Raw genomic sequence first — 15,022 nt, 5'->3', positions numbered from 1 at the left:
CACGATCCGTCCATCGATCGCATTCCGCTGCCCCGCCAGCTCCGCCAACTCGGCGAACAACACCTCAAGACGCTCCTTGGGAGCCAGAGAAGTTGCCGCCGAAGACATGCCACCATCATCACAGGAGGGTCCGACAAATTTCGGCAGTGCTTGGTGGTCTACGGGCCCGCGTCCCGCAATGTCGAGGCGACGATATCGATGACCCGCTGGCCCTGCTTCTCCAGATAGAAGTGACCACCGGTGAACGTGTGCACGTCACCTCCTCCGGAGGTGTGCTCGTGCCAGGCGCGCGCGTCGGCCATGCTGGTCTTCGGATCGTCGGTTGCAGCCATCACGACGACCGGGGCGGCTATGCCGACCGTCGGAGGACGGTGATAGGCCTGCAGCGCGCGGTAATCGTTGCGGAACGCGGGCAGGAACGTGTCCAGCAGTTCCGGGTTGTTCAACACCCGCGGGTCGGTGCCGCCGAGTTGGCGCATCACGTCGACGAGCGCGGCGTCGTCCTTATACTCCCGCTCGTCGCCGTAGCGGCTGGGGGCGCGCGACCCCGAGGCGAACACCGTCACCGTCTGCCTTCCGGCAAGCGCCTCGAACCGGCGAGCCACCTCGAACGCCAGCACCGCTCCCATGCTGTGCCCGAAGAACGCCGTCGGCGCCTCATCCAGCGTTCCGACGGCGGCATAGACCTGATCGGCCATGTCCTCGATGGACTCGACGAACGGCTCCTTGTAGCGGTCCTGGCGGCCCGGGTACTGGACGCTGTACACCTGGAATTCGGGAGCGAGCGCCGAGGACAGCGGGAAGTAGTAGCTGGCCGAGCCGCCGGCGTGCGGCAGGCAGATGAGCCGGGTGCGGGCGGTGGGCGCGGGATGGAAGTTGCGCACCCAGCGGCTGGGCTGCGGCGTCGTCATGGGCCCGGCTCGGCGGCAGGGGGCGGCGCTTCCCCGGGTGGAGCCGGCGGCGGCTCCGCGGGGGGCGCCGGTGGCTGCTCGAAGACTCGCAATACGTTGGCCTGCAACTGGGCGCCGGGCGGCCCCTCGACCATGACGTCCTTGAGGATCTGCGCCTGCTGACCCTGGACGGTGAAGTTTCCCGGCTGTGGCTGATTCCCGCCGGTGACCTCGTACTCCACCGTGAAGGGGGCCTCCGGAAAGGGATGCAGGCCAACATACTTCGGATCGATGGTGTAGGCGTACACGCACGAGCCGGCCTGATCACAGTTCTGTGCGGTGACGACGACGCCGATCATGAACTCGTCGGCGGTGGGGACCGACGGGGGCGGCGGCTGGGGCGGGTTGCGGCGCGGGGCCTCGGACTGCTGCTGTGTCGGATTGCTGAAGATCATGATCGAGGCGATCCCGACGCCGCTGGCGAGCATCCCGAAGATCGCAATGGTCGCGAGGACTTTACGGATGGCCACCCGAGCAGGGTATCGGGCACCGCTAATCGGCGACGCGGTTGCCGTGTTCGTCCCAGTGCGCGGCGACCTTCTTGCTCGGCTGCACCCGTGGCGGTTCGCCCGGCATCTTCGGGTAACTCGGCGGATAGGGCAGGTCGCCGAGGCCGCGGCCCTCGTCGGCCGCGACCATCTCCAGCAGCGGTTCGATCGACTGCGCATCCGTGTCGATGTCCGCCCACGGGTCCGGCCGGGACGCGACGAAGTCCGGCACCGTCAGGATCGTGTAGTCGTCAGGATCGGCGTCTCGCAGTTCGTCCCAGGTAAGCGGCGTCGACACGGTGGCGATCGGCGTCTTGCGGGCCGAGTACGCCGACGCGAACGTCCGGTCCCGGGCGTTCTGGTTGTAGTCGATGAACAGCCGTCTGCCCCGCTCTTCCTTCCACCACGACGTCGTCACCGCGTCCGGGGCACGCCGCTCGACCTCCCGGACCAGCGCGATCCCGGCCCGACGTACCGCGATGAAGTCCCAGTCGGTCCTGATCCGCAGGAAGACGTGCACCCCGCGCCCGCCCGACGTCTTCGGGTAGCCGACGAGCCCGAGTTCGTCGAGCAGCGGCTTGAGTACATCAACAGCGACGCCGGCAGCCTCGGCGAAGCCGGTGCCGGGTTGCGGGTCGAGGTCGATGCGCAGTTCGTCCGGGTGCTCGGTGTCCGGGCACCGCACCTGCCACGGGTGCAGGGTCACCGTTCCCATCTGCGCCGCCCACGCGATCGCCGACGGGTGGGTGATCTGCAGGGCGTCGGCGGTCCGCCCGGACGGGAACGTCACCGTACAGGTCTGCAGATAGTCGGGGTGCTTCTGCGGAACCCGCTTCTGGTAGATCTCCTCGCCGTCGATGCCGTCGGGAAAGCGCTGCAGGTGTACCGGCCGGTCCCGCAGCAGCGCCACCATGCGGTCGGCGATCGATACGTAGTAGTCGAACAACCTGCCTTTGGTGCCGTCCTTGCCCAGCTCCGGAAAGTACGGCTTGTCGGGGTTGGTGAGCCGGACCATGACGCCGGCCACGTCGACTTCGGTTGCAGGAGTGGCCATCAGGACTTCTCCAAGACGTCGTAGAGGTCGAAGTTCAGCGGGACGTCGAGCTGGTCGAATCTGCAGCTCGCGGGATCACGGTCGGGCCGCCACCGCAGGAACTTCACGGCGTGCCGGAAGCGTTGTGCACCGCTCGTGCCCTCCATCTGGTCATAGGCGACCTCACACGCCTTCTCCGGGCGCACCGGTATCCAACGCTTGTCGGCGGCGGAGTTCCATCTGCTGGGCTCCCCGTCGCGGACGTCGTCGCCGATGCGCAGTGGTTCCAGATCGGCCAGTAGCGCGAGCCGGGCCTTGGCGGTGAAAGAGGCGGCGCCGCCGACCATCTGAAGCTCGCCGTCGTCGCGGTAGAGGCCGAGCAGGATCGAGCCGATGCCCTCGCCGCTCTTGTGGATCCGGTACCCGATCGCCACACAGTCGGCGTCGCGGGCGTGCTTCAACTTGACCATCTCCCGCTTGCCCGGAAGGTACTGGCCGTCGAGACGTTTGGCGATCACCCCGTCCAGGCCCGCGCCCTCGAACTCCTCGAGCCACCGTGTGCCCAACTCGGGATCCTCGGTGGTCCGGGTGACATGGCACCACTGCTTCGGGGTGACCGCGTCGATGAGCGCCTCGCGACGCATCCGGAACGGTTCCTTGAGCAGCGACGCGTCACCGGCGGCCAGCGCGTCGAAACCGATGAAGTGGGCCGGGGTCTCCACGGACAGCTTGCGCACCCGCGACTCGGCGGGATGGATGCGTTGGCTCAGCGACTCCCAGTCCAGCCGGGTGCGCCCGCCGATCTCGCGGGGGACGACGATCTCACCGTCGAGTACGCAGCGCGGGGCGAGTTCGTCGCGCACCGAGTCGATGACCTCGGGAAAGTAGCGACCCAGGTCCTTGCCGCTGCGCGAGAGAAGCACGACGTCATCACCGTCGCGGAACACCAGCGCCCTGAAACCGTCCCACTTGGGTTCATAGGACCAGACGCCGGCCTCGTCGGGCACCTTGGTCTGCGCTTTGGCCAGCATCGGTTCCAGCGGCGGCGTAACCGGAAGGTCCATGGTTTCCATACTCACGTAGACCGGTGTATCCAGACAATCTCATCGCGGCCGCAGCTCAGCTGAACACACCCGCGTCGCGCAGGCTCGCCCCGTAAGCGTTGAGGTCGGCGGCGAACAGCCGGGGTTGTTCGAATGCGGCGAAGTGCCCGCCGCGCTCCTGGTGCGTGTAGTGCACCAGGTTGTAGTGCTTCTCCGCCCAGACCCGCGGCGTCTGCAGGATCTCGCACGGGTACACGGCGTACCCGGTCGGGACGTCGACCCGGCCTTCCCAGGGGCTCAGCGCGCCCGTCCCGGCACGCGCCGATTCGTAGTAGAGGCGTGCCGCCGACGTCGCAGTGCGGGTGTCCGCCCGCGGGCAGGTCGTAGGCCATCCGCGGAGCGTGCAGCGTGAGCGCCTCCATATCGATCACGTTCACGTCGGCTTTCTTGCCGACGCCGATGACACCGCGGTCGGTCAGATTGCCCGCGTCTGCCTCCAGCATCAGGTCGTACATCGCCGCCAGCGGATCCTGTCCACGCTCGCGCGCGATCGCGGCCACGGTGTCCTCGTCGGTCGGCTCGTAGTTGGGCGGCTCACCCAGGTAGTGCAGCCGCTCCGTCACGTTCTGAGCCAGGGCGAACATGCCGTCGAACAGCTTGTTCGGATCGATCGGCAGATCGTCTTCGGCCAGGATGGCCGCCCGCACGGCGGGTTCGGCCAACCGGGCGGCGAGTTCCTCGCGGGTGCACTCGGCCTTCAGCCGCCGATAGGTGGGGCGGTGCGTGAAGGCGTGGTGACCGGGGAAACCGAGCAGCATGCCGAACGGGCGCGCAGCGATCTGCGGGTGGAGTCGGCTTCCCGCCTCGTGCGCGGCGGCCGAGATGTCGAGTTGTTCGCGCCACAGATTCGGGTCCGCGTCGACCTGGATCAACGCGAAGCTCAGGGCGCAGTCGATCTCGGCGCCGAGCCGCTGCATCCACTCCAGTTCCTTCTTCGGAGCGACGATGTCCTCCCCGGCCGCGCCCTGGGGGGCGAGCTCGAACACGCCGGCCCCACCGGCAGCCATCGCGTGCCCGAGGGCGAACAGTTCATCCTCGGCGGCATATGTCCCCGGCACCGGTTCACCGTCCATGGCGCGGTGTGCGATGGTGCGTGACGACGAAAAGCCCAGTGCGCCGGCCTCGGCGGCTTCGCGGACCAATCGGCTCATCGCCGCGATGTCCTCGGCGGTGGCGGGCTCGTTGCGGGCGCCGCGCTCCCCCATCGCGTACGCGCGCACCGTGCCGTGGGCGATCTGGCTGCCGAAGTCGACGGACAGTTCTCGTCGGCCGATCACGTCGAGGTACTCCGCGTAGCTCTCCCAACCCCAGGTGATGCCCTCGGTCAGCGCCGTCCCTGGAATGTCCTCGACGCCCTCCATCAGCGCGATCAGCCACTCCTCGCTGCCCGGCCGCACCGGCGCGAACCCGACGCCACAGTTGCCGGCCACGACGGTCGTCACCCCGTGATTGCTGGACGGTTCCAGCACGCTGTCCCAGCTGAGCTGCCCGTCGTAGTGGGTGTGGATGTCCACGAAGCCCGGCGCCACGATCTTTCCCGTGGCATCGATCGTCTCGGCGGCGTCGCCCTCCAGCGGCGCGTCGCCCGGCCCCCGTCGACGGACCTCGACGATCTTGCCGTCCTTCACTGCCACGTCGGCGGTGAATCGGTCCGCGCCGGTGCCGTCCACCACGGTCCCACCGGTGATCTTCAGGTCGAACACGATTTCCTCCTCGAGCGCGAGCGCCAGCCGACTTCTTCGTGAATGTAACGCCGTTACAGAGGTGAATGTAATAGCGTTGCGAAGCGAATTCTCCGAAGGACGAGCCATGACGCACACCGCGCAACCCAGGCAGCACCCTCGCTCTGAGCGTGAGGACGCCATCGGTACGCCGCCGCAGCGTCCGACCCTGGTTCCGGCGGACCGTTACCACTGCGCGGAGTTCGCCAGGCTGGAAGCCGAACGGATGTGGCCCAGGGTCTGGCAGTTCGCCTGCACTGTCGACCATGTCGCCGAGCCGGGTGACTACTTCGAACACCGTTGCGGGCCATATTCCGTATTGGTCGTCCGCGGGGACGAGGGTGACTTGCGCGCGTTCCAGAACGTCTGCCGTCACCGCGGCAACAGCCTGTGCGCGGGCGCCGGGTCGCAACTACGCGAGATCCAATGCGGATATCACGGCTGGACATGGGATCTGCAGGGGATCGTTGCGGCGGGTGCCGCACCGCAAGGGTTTCGGCGGGCTCGCCCTCAGCGAGTTCCCCCTGCTCGCGGTGCAGGTCGACACGTGGGAGCGGCTCGTGTTCGTCAACCTCGACGTCACCGCGATGCCGCTGCGCGACTACCTCGAGGCGGTACCGGAGGACATCGGGTGGAACCGGCTGAGCGAATTCCGTTGCTACGCCACGATGACCATTGATGTCGACGCGAACTGGAAGACGATCGCCGACGGGTTCAGCGAGACCTACCACATCCAGACGTTGCATCCCGAACTTCACCGGTGCATGGACGATGTTTTTGCACCGCAGACTATTTGGGGACACACCGGCAAGTCCGAGCAGCTCTACGGTGTGCCCAGCCCGAACCTCAACGAGAGCGTCGACGACGCCGCGGTATGGGACGCCTACGTGTGCACACAGGGCACGCTGATGGGCGCACCGCGGACGAAGCCTGCAGACGTCCGCCTCAACGCCGATGAGGCACACCCCGGTCTGGTCCTGAGCCAGGACATCGCGGTGCTGCCCGGGCTCCAGCGTGGATTGCACCAGCCCGGGTTGACGCACCTCGTGCTGTCGAACGAGGAGCGTCGCATCATCAGCATGCACCGCAAGCTCGAACGATATCTGGATGTGCCGGAAGCGGAGCGAATGACCGGGGGTGAGACCGAGGGTGCCCCCGCGTAACAAACCCGCCGGCGATCCGGGCGTCACCGCGGAACTCATCCTGCAGACCGCAGCCCGGCTGATCGAGATCGACGGCGTCAAGGCACTGACCATGCGCAACCTCGCCGAGCGGCTGGGCGTGGCGGTCACCTCCATCTACTGGCACATCGGCGGCCGGGACCAACTCCTGGACAACCTCGTCGAACACCTGCTCGGCGAACTGGCGACATTGCCGGTCGAGGGTGACGATCCCGTCGAACGCATTGCCTCACTTGCCCGTTCGCAACGCAGGGTGCTCATCGAACGGCAGCATCTCCTCGGCATCGCGCACGAGCGCGACCGCACCCCGCAGCTGTTCCTCCCCATCCAACGGGCACTGGCGGCGCAACTGGCAGAACTCGGAGTGACCGGAACCGACGCCGCGCTCATCCTGCGTGCGATCCAGGTGCACGTCATCTCGTCGGCGGTGATGCAGTTCTCCGCAGTGCGCGGAGCCAAGCACGACGAGGAAGACCCCTCACTGTGGGCGAACGTCTGGCCCGACCAGGCCCTCGTCGAAGCCCTCCAAGCCCCCACCGACTACGACGCGGTCTTCGAATACGGACTCGACGCATTGTTGGCACGCTTGCGGCGGCCAACGTGAGGCCTCACAGCAAGGCATCCAAGGCGCTGTTGCTGGCCAGGTCGCGATAGGCCGTGGCCAGTCTGATCTGGTTGGCGACGTTGATCTCCCAGCCGTAGTTCTCCAGCGGCGTCGTCAGCCAGCCGATGTAGAAGCACCACGCCGCTGCAAGCCGATGCTCGTCGCGGAGCTCCTCTACCGAAGGAGTTTCGGTGACACCGGATTTCGACGAGGCGTTGTCGGTAATGCGCGATCAGATCGTCCTCATGGCGACGACGATCGCGCACCGACAAGGCGGTGAAGATGAGGTAGCTGACATCGTGCATGCAGTGCCCGCGGGCGGTGAGTTGCCAGTCCAGCAGACCGCGTCGGCCGTCGGGCAGGGAGAACGTATTGCCGATGTGGCAGTCGCCATGCACGAGCGTCGTGGGGAGCGTCGCCTGGTGCCGCTGGGCTGCGGTGACCTTCTGGAGTAGTGATCCGGTCGTCTCACCGACCGACTCGACCAGTTCACGTTTGAACTGTTGGGTCTGCACCTCCCAGTCGATCAGCGCCGGAACCCCATCTTCGTGGGTGAACAGGTCGTGGATCGGGCCGCTGGTGTGCGGCAGCACCCAGGCGAGATCGGCGTCGAATCGCGGCGATTGCCAGTAACGCTCGTGTAGTGCCGCGAGCTGATCGAGTAGCACCTTCGCCCCGGCGGCGTCAACGGGAGTCAGCACGTTCGGGAACTCCGCTTTTCGGATCCGCAGGTCCTCCATCACCAGGCCGAAGGAGCTCAGCGCCTTGTCGCGCAGCACTCCGACGCACCGTGGCATCAACACCGGTAGTTCGTCGGCCAGCAGTGCGTAGACGTTCACCTCGTTGTCGTACAGCGGGATGTCACCGAAACCCGGACGGGCGACCTTGATCGTCAGCCGTCGCGGTAGGTTCTCCGATCCGTCACACGCGTAGTCGACATCGACGTCGACGGTGATCCGCCGCGCGGTGGACACCCGCTCGTCACCGTCGGTGGACAGCGCGGCGTCGACGACGTCGACCGCATTGACCGTCGCCTCGGGATACATGGTCCGGATCAGCTCCTGCACCACGGCAGAGTCGAAGCCCGCGGGTTCCAACGGGATTGCCTGCTGGGCCATCGAGGATCCTCGCCATAGAAGTTCGCAATGAGCGACACGGTAAAGCATTGAGCCTCAGCCGGCGCATCTGCGACGACCAACGGCGTGGTGGCCGACCGGTGACCGCCGGGCTCAATGGCGACAATGGACCTGTGCAACTGCCTGTGATGCCGCCGATTTCGCCGATGCTCTCGAAATCGGTACCGGCCATCCCGCCGGGCGCCTCCTACGAGCCCAAGTGGGACGGTTTCCGATCCATCCTGTTCCGCGACGGTGACGAGGTGGAACTGGGCAGCCGCAACGAGCGGCCCCTGACCCGGTACTTCCCGGAGCTCGTCGCGGCCGCGAAAGCCGAGCTCCCCGAGCGGTGTGTGCTCGACGGCGAGATCGTGATCGCCACCGACGCCGGACTCGACTTCGAGGCGTTGCAGCTGCGGTTACATCCCGCCGCGTCGCGGGTGCACCTGCTCGCCGAGCAGACCCGGGCCGCATTCATCGTCTTCGACCTGCTGGCGCTGGGCGAGCACGACCACACGGGGCGGCCGTTCACCGAGCGGCGAGCAGCGTTGGTTGACGCGATGGCCGGGTCCGGCCCGACATTCCACATCACACCGGCGACCATCGACGTCGCCACCGCGCAACGGTGGTTCGACGAGTTCGAGGGCGCCGGACTCGACGGGGTGATCGCCAAACCGCTCGACGGGCAGTACCTGCCGGACAAGCGGGTGATGTTCAAGATCAAGCACACGCGGACCGCCGACTGTGTGGTGGCGGGATACCGGCTGCACAAGTCGGGTGACGATGCGGTCGGCTCGCTGCTGCTGGGGCTGTACCAGGACGACGGCACCCTGGCGTCGGTCGGAGTCATCGGTGCGTTCCCGATGGCGAGGCGCCGCGAACTGTTCTCCGAGTTGCAGCCACTGGTCACCACCTTCGACGACCACCCGTGGAACTGGGCGGCGCACATCGCCGCCAACCCCGACGCCCGCAGGTACGGGGGTGGGTCCCGGTGGAATGCCGGCAAGGACCTGTCGTTCGTGCCGCTGCGGCCCGAGCGTGTGGTCGAGGTGCGCTACGCCCACATGGAAGGCGAGAGGTTCCGGCACACCGCCCAGTTCAACCGGTGGCGCCCGGACCACGATCCGCGGTCGTGCACCTACACCCAGCTGGAACGGCCGGTGACGTTCCACCTCAGTGACATCGTCCCGGGACTCGGTTGAATACCTTTCGCCGGAAGTGGGTACTGGGCGTCGATGCAGCAGGAGTCGACGGGCCCTCACCGACAGAGCGAATTCGCTGCATCCCATTGTGGTTGTCCGTTAGCGTCTGAACACTGATGGGCTTCTTCGACTTCGTTCTCGATCGCTGGGCGGTGCTGTCCTTTCTGGCGTATCAGCACATGAGCCTCGTCGTGCAGACATTGTTGGCCGCGACCGTGCTGGCCCTGCTCGTCGGCGTGGCGATCTACCGCTCCCCGTGGGGCTCGACCGCAGGAAACACGATCACCGCAGTCGGGCTCACGATCCCGTCGTACGCCCTGCTCGGCGTCCTTGTCGGGATCGTCGGCATCGGGGTGCTGCCGTCGGTGATCATGCTGGTGTTCTTCGGGTTCTTCCCGATCCTGCGCAACGTCGTCGTCGGCCTCAACGGGGTGGACAAGACGTTGGTCGAGTCCGCCCGCGGCATGGGCATGAACCGGCTCACCACGCTTGTCCGGCTGGAACTGCCGCTGGCCTGGCCCGTGATCATGACCGGTGTCCGGGTGTCGGCGCAGATGCTGATGGGCATCGCCGCGATCGCGGCGTTTGCACTCGGACCGGGCCTGGGCGGCTACATCTTCTCCGGCATCTCCAGGACAGGCGGGGCCAATGCCACGAACTCCATCGTCGCCGGCACCGTCGGCATCCTGATCCTCGCAGTACTCCTCGACACCGTGCTCAACGTCCTCACCCGACTCACCACCCCAAGGGGGATCCGTGTCTGACTCGGCAACGAAAGAGTCATCCTCCACCGCTCCCCGCTCCGTCGGCGGCGCCCGAATCCTGCTGGACGGCGTGACCAAGCTGTACCCGGGACAATCGGTTCCCGCCGTGGACAACGTCACCCTGGAGATCCCGGCCGGCGAGATCGTGATGCTGGTCGGGCCGTCGGGCTGCGGCAAGACCACCACGATGAAGATGATCAACCGGCTCATCGAACCGACGTCCGGTCGCATCCTGATCGGCGAGGACGACGTGACGCAGCGCAACCCCGACGAGCTGCGGCGCCACATCGGCTACGTCATCCAGGGGGCCGGGCTGTTCCCCCACCTGACGGTCGGCGACAACATCGCGATCGTTCCCCGGCTGCTCAAGTGGGACAAGAAGCGCACCGCTGAGCGGGTGGACGAGTTGCTCGACCTCGTCAGCCTCGAGCCCGGCAAGTACCGGGATCGTTACCCGCGGGAACTGTCCGGCGGCCAGCAGCAACGGATCGGTGTTGCCCGTGCGCTCGCCGCCGACCCGCCGGTGCTGCTCATGGACGAACCGTTCGGCGCGGTCGACCCGATCACACGGCAGCGCCTGCAGGACGAATTGCTGAGACTGCAGGACGAACTGCGCAAGACCATCGTCTTCGTGACCCACGACTTCGACGAGGCCGTCAAGCTCGGCGACCGCATCGCGATCCTGCAAGTCGGTTCGAAGATCGTGCAGTACGACACCCCCGAACAAATCCTCGCCCACCCCGCCGACGACTTCGTCAGCGATTTTGTCGGCCACGGCGCAGCGCTCAAGCAACTCACCCTAACCAGGGTCCGCGACGTGGAACTCCACGAAGCCGCGGTCGCGCACATCGGTGACGATCCCTACGCGGCCGTCAGAGCCGCCAGGGACCTCGACCGAGAGCACGTCATCGTGCTCGACGCCCACGACCGACCGCAGCGATGGCTGTCGATCGCCGAACTGCAGGAACCGAATTCGCTCTCGCAGGTGACCCTCGACGAGAACCTCGAGTCCGTCAGCCTCGCATCCACACTCAACGACGCCCTCGATGAGATGCTGACCTCCTCCCACGGCGTCGTCGTCGTGAAGGGGCGTCGCAACATCTACCGCGGCGTGATCCGGATCGAGACGCTCATGGGAGCGATGGCCGGGCTGCAGAGCTCAGCCCGATCCGCGGAACCCATGCCGTGACAGCAGCAATCCCGGCGCTCGCCGCCGGCGGTGAAGCCGGTCCGGAAACGCCAGGCGCCACGCGCCGCGGTGTCGCCCGCTGGGTGATTCAGCCATTGGCGTGTGTCCTCGCGGTGGTCGGTTCGCTGGTGTACGTCAACGTCGCCGACGTGTCCGATTCCGAACAGCGGTCCCTGGGGATTCCGAACCTGCTGACGCTGCTCCGCGAGCACATGACGATCAGCCTCGCGGCGACCGTGCTGACGTGCGTGATCGCCATACCGATCGGCATCGTGCTGACCCGCGGCCCGATGCGTCGTTACTCCAAGCCGGTCATCACCGTGGCCGGGTTCGGCCAGGCCGCACCCGCCATCGGCTTGATCGCCCTCGGCGCGGTTCTGTTCGGGATCGGACAGGTGGGCGCCATCGTAGCGCTGACGGTGTACGGCGCGATGCCGATCATCGCCAACACCGTCACCGGACTCGACGGTGTCGACCCGCGCCTGGTCGAGGCCGCACGTGGGATGGGGATGTCGTCGGCGGCCGCCCTGGTCCGCGTCGAACTGCCGCTGGCTCTCGCCGTGATCGTGGCCGGGGTGCGCACCGCCCTGGTGCTCATCGTTGGCACCGCCGCCCTGGCGTCGTTCACCGGCGGCGGCGGGCTGGGGCAGCTGATCACCACGGGAATCAAGCTGCAGCAGAACGTCACCCTGGTGGTCGGGGCCATCCTCGTCGCGGCGCTGGCCCTGTTCATCGACTGGCTGGCCCGTGTCGTCGAGATCGTCGCCGCTCCCAAGGGACTCTGATGCGCAACACCGCCCCCGCCGTCGTATGGACCAGAATCGTTGCCGCCGTTGCGTGTCTGGTCCTGGTTTCCGGATGCGGACTGCGTTCGGCCAGCGGCGCGGTGCTGGCAGCGGACCCGGGGGCCATCCAGCACTACGAGTCACTCGAAGGTGTGCCGATCACCGTCGCGGCGAAAGACTTCACCGAGCAACTGATCCTGGGCAACATGCTCTCGACCATTCTCAGCACCGCCGGAGCCGACGTCACCAACCTGACCAACACGCCCGGCAGCTTCGGGGTTCGCCAGGCCATGCTCAACGGTGACGCCGACATCTCACCGGAGTACACCGGGACCGGGTGGATCAACTACCTGGGCAACGAGGAGCCGATCAAGGACGAGGTCGCCCAGTGGCAGGCGGTCAACGAGGCGGACCAGGCCAACGGGCTGACCTGGCTTCCGCCGGCGCCGATGAACAACACCTATGCGTTCGCGATCCGCGAAGACGCCGCCGAGCGACTCGGGGTCACCAAGCTCTCCGACCTGACCAATCTCGACAGATCGGAGCTGACCTTCTGCGTGGAGAGCGAATTCGCCAGCCGTAACGACGGTTTCGTACCGATGCTGCAGACCTACGGGCTCACCCGGGACGACCTCGGTGGCGTCACGACCCTGGACACCGGCGTCATCTACACCGCGACCGCCGACGGGGTGTGCAACTTCGGCGAGGTGTTCACCACCGACGGTCGCATCCCCGCGCTGAACCTGCGGGTCCTCGAGGACGACAAGACGTTCTTCCCGCTGTACAACCTCACCGAGGTCGTCGACTCCGACCTGCTGGCCGCACACCCGGAGCTGATCGAGATCTTCGGCAAACTGAACCCGAAACTCACCAACGAGACCATGCTGGAACTGAACGCAAAGGTCGACAACGACGGTGACGATCCGGCGCTGGTGGCCCGCGACTGGCTGCTCGAGCAGGGCCTGGTGACCTAGTACTACAGTTGTAGATCGGGTTCATTGATGCCCTGACCTGCGTTGATAGTGGTAGTAGCGGGCGGTAGCTTGGTGTTTTCGGCGCCAGAGCGACCATGCCCAGATGGTGTCTGCGGTGGCGGTTCGGGCGAGGATGAGTTTGTCGAAGAGACGCCGAATCTCGTTGAGGGTAAACGGAATCAGCCCGTCCGGGGTGGGTGTGTTGTCGCGTTCGTTGGCGGCGGTGACCGCCACGAAGGCCATGGCGAGCATGGACAGGATCACCCAGCGTCGCCATGACGTCCAGGTGCGGACTTGGTGTTCGTCAAGTCCGGCTTGGCTTTTAGCGGCCTGGAAGGATTCCTCAATGGTCCAGCGCCGCCCAGCCACCGCGACGAGGGTGGGTAGCGGCACCGGGTGTGGTGACCAGCACCGGTAGTAGGCCAGTTCTTGGGTAGAGTCATTGCGTCGCACCATGATCCACTCATGACCGGGCAGAGCAGAGTCGATGTTGATCAGCAGCCACGAATACATCCGGGGGCCCTTGCTGCCTGCGCCGGCTGAGAGGCGCTGCCAGGCGAACGCGGGTGTGTCCACGATCAGGGCATCGACGCGACACCCCGCGGTGACCACATGGTGGTTGCAGGCCACGTTGAGCACGTAGCCGACACCCCGGCGCCGGCAGGCGCTGCGCAGCGCAGTGTCCGCGCCGTATACCTCGTCCCCAGCCACCCACGACGCGGGCACTCCGGCGTCCAATGCGGCGGCGATCATCTCTTGGGCTAGCGCGGGTTTGGTGGCGAAGTCGACATCATCAGGAACGCCCGCCCGCGCCAACCTGGCGAGATCCTCGGTCCAGGACCTCGGCAGATACAGCGCGGTGTCGATCAGGGCGTGCCCACGCGTACCGGCGTAGGTCAGATACACCGCGACCTGGGAGTTCTCGATGCGCCCCGCGGTACCGGTGTACTGACGTTGTACACCGACCGTGGCCGCACCCTTCTTCAGATCCCCGGTCTCATCCACGACCAGCACCGCATCGGGGTCGGCCAACGCGGTCGTCACATAGTCACGCACATCGGCGGCTACCGCGTCTTCATCCCATGAGGCACGAGACAGCATGTGCTGCAATCCATGTGGTGTCACATCGCCGCGTTCCTCGGCGATGGTCCAACAATTCTTGCGTTCCAGATTCGACAGCAACCCCAACATCAACCCCGCGGCATGGCGAGCCGACTCGTAACGGGCGAACCGGGGCCGGATGCGGTCCATCAGCGCGCCGAACTCATCAAGCCAGTTATCGAGATCTATGCTGAAAGCGGCGGTCAGCGACGCGCCTTTCTTTGTCTTCACAACCAACGATGATCGCGCGCTGACCGCCTCTACCAGCGCAAACACGCCGCGCACCGATCTACAACTGTAGTACTAGGCGGAGCCAAGCACGCATTCTGGGCTGTGCAGGCTTCATCCGAGAGTGAAGCGGGCGATACTTCCGGCCCGGTAGCTACTGTTCCCGGGGTGGGCTATCACGCAGTCCAGGCCCGACGAGCCTGGGATGCGGTGCTTGAGCTACTCCGTGCGGAGGTGCCGTCGTTAGCCGGAAGAGATGAGCCGCAACGCTCTAGTGCAACATGACGGCCGCGAATTCCGCGTCAAGGCAGGGCGGCCACCATCGAGACAAGAACTGAGCCGTCCAACTTCTCTACAAACGAGACAGGTCGGGGGGGCAATCCGAAGAACATTCACTCCATGGCTTCTCGCCGTATCGTCGGTTCCGCGTGAAGGTCTTGAAGCTGAGAGAATGTTGTGATGGCTTGGGCGCCCGAAGCTGAGGCACTTCGTGGTCGTGTCGCGGTGGTGGCCGGTGCAACTAGAGGCGCTGGACGCGGTATCGCCGCAGCCCTCGGCGAGGTCGGAGCAACCGTGATCTGCAC

12 protein-coding genes and 2 pseudogenes are annotated in these 15,022 nt (G+C 66.3%); 7 read left to right on the top strand and 7 right to left on the bottom strand.

Annotated elements, in window-relative coordinates; genetic code table 11:
* Positions 1–158: 158 nt before the first annotated feature.
* The 5 genes and pseudogenes from WA944_RS01940 to WA944_RS01920 all read right to left on the bottom strand — a co-directional run.
* The gene (locus tag WA944_RS01940) at positions 159–911 is read right to left on the bottom strand and encodes a thioesterase II family protein (protein ID WP_526646185.1); all 753 of its coding nucleotides are present in this window, start codon (positions 909–911) and stop codon (positions 159–161) included.
* Entirely contained in the window at positions 908–1,420 is a 513-nt protein-coding gene (locus WA944_RS01935; protein ID WP_526368650.1) for a hypothetical protein, read from the bottom strand. The genes WA944_RS01940 and WA944_RS01935 overlap by 4 nt, the downstream gene beginning before the upstream one ends.
* A gap of 22 nt (positions 1,421–1,442) precedes the next feature.
* The gene (gene ligD, locus WA944_RS01930; RefSeq protein WP_526368648.1) at positions 1,443–2,492 is read right to left on the bottom strand and encodes a non-homologous end-joining DNA ligase; all 1,050 of its coding nucleotides are present in this window, start codon (positions 2,490–2,492) and stop codon (positions 1,443–1,445) included.
* Positions 2,492–3,544: an ATP-dependent DNA ligase gene (locus WA944_RS01925; protein ID WP_526368654.1), complete on the bottom strand. Its 1,053-nt coding sequence runs from the start codon at positions 3,542–3,544 to the stop codon at positions 2,492–2,494. The genes ligD and WA944_RS01925 overlap by 1 nt, the downstream gene beginning before the upstream one ends.
* A 332-nt stretch (positions 3,545–3,876) precedes the next feature.
* Positions 3,877–5,277, bottom strand: a pseudogene (locus WA944_RS01920) (N-acyl-D-amino-acid deacylase family protein); the annotation flags it as partial.
* Between the two features lie 106 nt (positions 5,278–5,383).
* Here WA944_RS01920 and WA944_RS01915 point away from each other — a divergent pair.
* Positions 5,384–6,458 (top strand): annotated as a pseudogene (locus tag WA944_RS01915) (aromatic ring-hydroxylating oxygenase subunit alpha).
* Entirely contained in the window at positions 6,445–7,080 is a 636-nt protein-coding gene (locus tag WA944_RS01910; protein ID WP_526368646.1) for a TetR/AcrR family transcriptional regulator, read from the top strand. Before WA944_RS01915 ends, WA944_RS01910 begins: the two are co-directional and overlap by 14 nt.
* On the opposite strand, the gene WA944_RS01905 is transcribed toward WA944_RS01910, so the two are convergent.
* Positions 7,017–8,198, bottom strand: a complete 1,182-nt coding sequence (locus WA944_RS01905) for a phosphotransferase family protein (RefSeq protein ID WP_526368644.1) — start codon at positions 8,196–8,198, stop codon at positions 7,017–7,019. The genes WA944_RS01910 and WA944_RS01905 overlap by 64 nt on opposite strands.
* A 131-nt stretch (positions 8,199–8,329) precedes the next feature.
* On the opposite strand from WA944_RS01905, the gene WA944_RS01900 reads away from it, so the two are divergent.
* The 5 genes from WA944_RS01900 (at position 8,330) to WA944_RS01880 (ending at position 13,109) form a co-directional block, all read left to right on the top strand.
* The gene (locus WA944_RS01900) at positions 8,330–9,397 is read left to right on the top strand and encodes an ATP-dependent DNA ligase (protein ID WP_526368642.1); all 1,068 of its coding nucleotides are present in this window, start codon (positions 8,330–8,332) and stop codon (positions 9,395–9,397) included.
* Positions 9,398–9,513: 116 nt separating this feature from the next.
* Positions 9,514–10,161, top strand: coding sequence for an ABC transporter permease (locus WA944_RS01895; RefSeq protein WP_159229592.1), 648 nt, complete (start codon positions 9,514–9,516; stop codon positions 10,159–10,161).
* A complete protein-coding gene (locus tag WA944_RS01890; protein WP_526368640.1) occupies positions 10,154–11,350 on the top strand; it encodes an ABC transporter ATP-binding protein in 1,197 nt (398 codons plus the stop codon). The genes WA944_RS01895 and WA944_RS01890 overlap by 8 nt, the downstream gene beginning before the upstream one ends.
* Before the next feature lie 8 nt (positions 11,351–11,358).
* On the top strand, positions 11,359–12,135 hold the full coding sequence (locus WA944_RS01885; protein WP_526368652.1) for an ABC transporter permease: 777 nt from the start codon (positions 11,359–11,361) through the stop codon (positions 12,133–12,135).
* Complete coding sequence (locus WA944_RS01880) at positions 12,135–13,109, top strand: glycine betaine ABC transporter substrate-binding protein (protein WP_526368638.1); 975 nt, start codon at positions 12,135–12,137, stop codon at positions 13,107–13,109. Before WA944_RS01885 ends, WA944_RS01880 begins: the two co-directional genes overlap by 1 nt.
* Before the next feature lie 21 nt (positions 13,110–13,130).
* Here WA944_RS01880 and WA944_RS01875 read toward each other — a convergent pair whose 3' ends face one another.
* The gene (locus WA944_RS01875) at positions 13,131–14,360 is read right to left on the bottom strand and encodes an IS701 family transposase (protein WP_526370962.1); all 1,230 of its coding nucleotides are present in this window, start codon (positions 14,358–14,360) and stop codon (positions 13,131–13,133) included.
* Between the last annotated feature and the right edge of the window lie 662 nt (positions 14,361–15,022).

This window comes from Mycobacterium sp., assembly GCF_049683355.1.
Lineage (GTDB): Bacteria > Actinomycetota > Actinomycetes > Mycobacteriales > Mycobacteriaceae > Mycobacterium.
This window is presented reverse-complemented; position numbering and strand designations above follow the sequence as displayed.

Coding starts and splice junctions, on each gene's coding strand:
- WA944_RS01875 (WP_526370962.1), bottom strand. CDS start 14,360: ATGGACCGCATCCGGCCCCGGTTCGCCCGTTACGAGTCGGCTCGCCAT.
- WA944_RS01895 (WP_159229592.1), top strand. CDS start 9,514: ATGGGCTTCTTCGACTTCGTTCTCGATCGCTGGGCGGTGCTGTCCTTT.
- WA944_RS01925 (WP_526368654.1), bottom strand. CDS start 3,544: ATGGAAACCATGGACCTTCCGGTTACGCCGCCGCTGGAACCGATGCTG.
- ligD (WP_526368648.1), bottom strand. CDS start 2,492: ATGGCCACTCCTGCAACCGAAGTCGACGTGGCCGGCGTCATGGTCCGG.
- WA944_RS01940 (WP_526646185.1), bottom strand. CDS start 911: ATGACGACGCCGCAGCCCAGCCGCTGGGTGCGCAACTTCCATCCCGCG.
- WA944_RS01905 (WP_526368644.1), bottom strand. CDS start 8,198: ATGGCCCAGCAGGCAATCCCGTTGGAACCCGCGGGCTTCGACTCTGCC.
- WA944_RS01880 (WP_526368638.1), top strand. CDS start 12,135: ATGCGCAACACCGCCCCCGCCGTCGTATGGACCAGAATCGTTGCCGCC.